The organism is uncultured Streptococcus sp., assembly GCF_938036805.1.
Taxonomy (GTDB): Bacteria; Bacillota; Bacilli; order Lactobacillales; family Streptococcaceae; genus Streptococcus.
In genome coordinates, this window is record NZ_CALHWC010000052.1 from 1 (window position 1) to 2,827 (window position 2,827).

A 2,827-nucleotide genomic window follows, 5' to 3' on the forward strand; every position below is an offset into this window, starting at 1 on the left:
ATATGGAAAAAATGTTCCGCCGCATTCAGGAAAATCATACTAGCCTGCGGGAGTTAGGAAAATACTAAACTGTATAGAAGATCAAACAGCCCTAGTCATAGAACTAGAGCTGTTTTGAATTTTTGAGCTGAACTTGCGTTCCAGCAAGCAAATCAGCTGGATGGCGTTTGTCCTTGCGAAGTAGTCCCATCAGCAGAAAGATCAAGAAGAGAATACCTGCTGAAGTTGACAAGAAAATTGACAGGGTATCTGCTTGATAAGCACTACGGCTAGCTCCCATATGTCCCAGCTGCCAAGGGAAAAACTTGATAGCAGAGCGCAAAAGGCTGTGAGCAAAGCTCCTATGTTTGTAAACCAACTGTAAACCTGCCCAGCGCTTGCCAAAACTGCCTTTTCTATAGTCTAGCCAAGCAAAGATGATAGTTAGAGGCAGGACTGAGGTAGAAAAAGCCAGAAGTTGGCTCTGAGCTTCAGTGAATGCCGGAATGCCTCCTAGAACCAGATTGTAAAAGCCCATAGCCAGTAAAAAAAGAGCAATGAGGTAGCCCGAAATGAAGAGCCAGTCTCCAAACAGCTCTTTCAGACGAGTTTTGACAGGTATGGGATTGTCAGTTTTTAGCTTCATCTTTAGCATCTTCCTTCTTAGAATCCTCATCAAAGCCGATAACCTTGTCCAGATACTTTTCCTTAATCTTTAGCGCCTTGTTAATAGCCATTGCTGATGCAACTAGGAGGAAGAAGGTTAACCAGACCAGCGCATTGAATGTTGCTGGAAAGCTAGAACCTGCGAAAAAGAGAAAGATAGCCAGGGCTGATACAAAAATATACAGAACCTGCCAGAAGCCATAAGATTTCACTTCCTTATAGTAGTGGTCTTTTTCGTCTTCTGAGAGGATGGGTTTCCTTTCCGGCCTGTCGCTTTCTTCTAAAAGCAGATAGTCTGTCGTCACCTGGAAAATTTTGCTCAGCTCTACAATTTTTTCCAGCTCTGGCATCGCTTGGCCAGATTCCCACTTGGAAATGCTTTGGCGAGAGACATTGATTTGTTCAGCTAGCTTTTCTTGTGACCAGCCTTTTTCTTTTCTTAGTTCAAATAATTTATCAGCGAGTTTCATGATCGCAGCCTCCTTTTCTTTGCTAACTCTATCCTAACAGCTTTTAGATATCTTGAGAATACAGCTTCCTGTACATTTTGTCAACCACCGGTTGCACTTCTATTTGCAGTTTCCAGACAGAAAATATGATATACTAGATGGGCAAAACGATACCAAAAGAAGGAAGATTATGTACGAATATTTTAAAGGAATCATCAGTAAAATCACAGCCAAATACATTGTATTGGAAGTCAACTCGATCGGCTATATTCTTCATGTGGCCAATCCTTATGCATACTCAGGACATCTTCATCAGGAAGCCAAGGTCTATGTTCACCAAGTGGTGCGAGAAGATGCGGAGCTCCTATATGGCTTTGCGACTGAGGAGGAGAAGCAGCTCTTTCTCAGCTTGATCTCAGTCTCAGGTATTGGCCCAGTGTCTGCCCTGGCTATTATTGCGGCGGATGATAATGCTGGCTTAGTGCAAGCCATTGAGCAGAAAAACATCACCTACCTGACCAAGTTTCCTAAAATTGGTAAGAAAACTGCCCAGCAGATGGTGCTGGACTTGGAAGGCAAGGTAGTGGCGGCGGATGGTCTGGCAGAAAGCAAGGCACCTGTCCAGACTGTGGATAATCAGGAGCTGGAGGAAGCTATGGAAGCCATGCTGGCTCTGGGCTACAAAGCTGCTGAACTCAAGAAAATCAAGAAATTCTTTGAAGGAACGACGGATACAGCAGAAAACTATATCAAGTCAGCCCTTAAGATGTTGGTGAAATAATGGGGATAGCTAGAATCAATTTTACTGATGCAAAAAATTATAGCAACACTATCAAAATAAAGTTCAAAAATGGTAAAGTTGATGTACTGTGGATTCACTGTAAAATTTTCCCTTTGTTTTGTAGATCTTGTCATCAGAGTCAGAAGGAATTATTCTTGCATTGTGGTTCCCGTTATGGTCAAGTTGGCTCATTTACTTGTGAATTTTGTGGCGCAAGTATTGCTATAGTAGATAATGACAACATAGTAGATAGTATAAGGGTGAATGATGAATCTTGTTCTTTCGAAAAACTCTACCTCTTAAGTGCAGACTACATTGGATGGTTTGAAGAATGGTATGGTATAACTCTGGCCTCAGAAAGTTTATTTGAAAGTTGGACTGATTGGATGTCTGTAGATCAGCTTCGAGAACAGATTGAGAAATTAACTGGAATAGAAACAGACGATCAAGCAAGGTATCAAACAGATGAGAAATTTAACCCTCTGCCACCAGATATTAATCATTGGATCAATTTATTAGACAGGTCTACGGTTCCCTTACCTAGCTATGTTTCAAAGATTGGAGAATAGAATATGACCAAACGCTGCGGCTGGGTAAAGATGAATAACCCTTTGTATGTAGCTTATCATGATGAGGAGTGGGGCAAGCCCCTCCATGATGATCAGAAATTATTTGAATTGCTCTGCATGGAGACCTATCAGGCCGGACTTTCTTGGGAGACCATTCTCAATAAACGTCAAGCCTTCCGAGAAGCTTTTCATTTCTATGATGCCCAGAAAATTGCCCAGATGACGGATGCAGACTTGGCTGCTCTTTTGGATAATCCTAATATCGTCCGCAATAAGATGAAGATCTATGCGACTAGGGCTAATGCCCAAGCTTTTCTGGCTGTTCAAGAGCAGTTTGGCTCTTTTAATGACTATATCTGGTCTTTTGTAGACTTCAAAACGAT

The 2,827-nt window shown here is 42.0% G+C and carries 5 protein-coding genes; 3 read left to right on the forward strand and 2 right to left on the reverse strand.

The annotated features are described in order from the left end of the window. Positions 1-103: 103 nt before the first annotated feature. Together Q0191_RS02080 and Q0191_RS02085 are read right to left on the reverse strand one after the other, a co-directional pair. Entirely contained in the window at positions 104-625 is a 522-nt protein-coding gene (locus Q0191_RS02080) for an RDD family protein (protein ID WP_297663384.1), read from the reverse strand. Further along, on the reverse strand, positions 609-1,115 hold the full coding sequence (locus Q0191_RS02085) for a helix-turn-helix domain-containing protein (protein ID WP_297663386.1): 507 nt from the start codon (positions 1,113-1,115) through the stop codon (positions 609-611). Before Q0191_RS02085 ends, Q0191_RS02080 begins: the two co-directional genes overlap by 17 nt. A 169-nt stretch (positions 1,116-1,284) precedes the next feature. On the opposite strand from Q0191_RS02085, the gene ruvA reads away from it, so the two are divergent. From ruvA to Q0191_RS02100, 3 genes are all read left to right on the forward strand, one after another. Next, entirely contained in the window at positions 1,285-1,875 is a 591-nt protein-coding gene (gene ruvA, locus Q0191_RS02090) for a Holliday junction branch migration protein RuvA (protein ID WP_032908259.1), read from the forward strand. Next, positions 1,875-2,444 (forward strand): hypothetical protein, encoded by a 570-nt coding sequence (locus Q0191_RS02095; protein WP_297663389.1) that lies wholly within the window; start codon positions 1,875-1,877, stop codon positions 2,442-2,444. Before ruvA ends, Q0191_RS02095 begins: the two co-directional genes overlap by 1 nt. Positions 2,445-2,447: 3 nt before the next feature. Beyond that, the coding region (locus Q0191_RS02100; protein WP_297663391.1) for a DNA-3-methyladenine glycosylase I at positions 2,448-2,827 on the forward strand (380 nt) is incomplete at its 3' end.

What these genes read in the sequence shown, in the direction of transcription:
- Q0191_RS02080 (WP_297663384.1), bottom strand. Translation starts at nt 625, where the DNA reads ATGAAGCTAAAAACTGACAATCCCATACCTGTCAAAACTCGTCTGAAA.
- Q0191_RS02085 (WP_297663386.1), bottom strand. Translation starts at nt 1,115, where the DNA reads ATGAAACTCGCTGATAAATTATTTGAACTAAGAAAAGAAAAAGGCTGG.
- ruvA (WP_032908259.1), top strand. Translation starts at nt 1,285, where the DNA reads ATGTACGAATATTTTAAAGGAATCATCAGTAAAATCACAGCCAAATAC.
- Q0191_RS02095 (WP_297663389.1), top strand. Translation starts at nt 1,875, where the DNA reads ATGGGGATAGCTAGAATCAATTTTACTGATGCAAAAAATTATAGCAAC.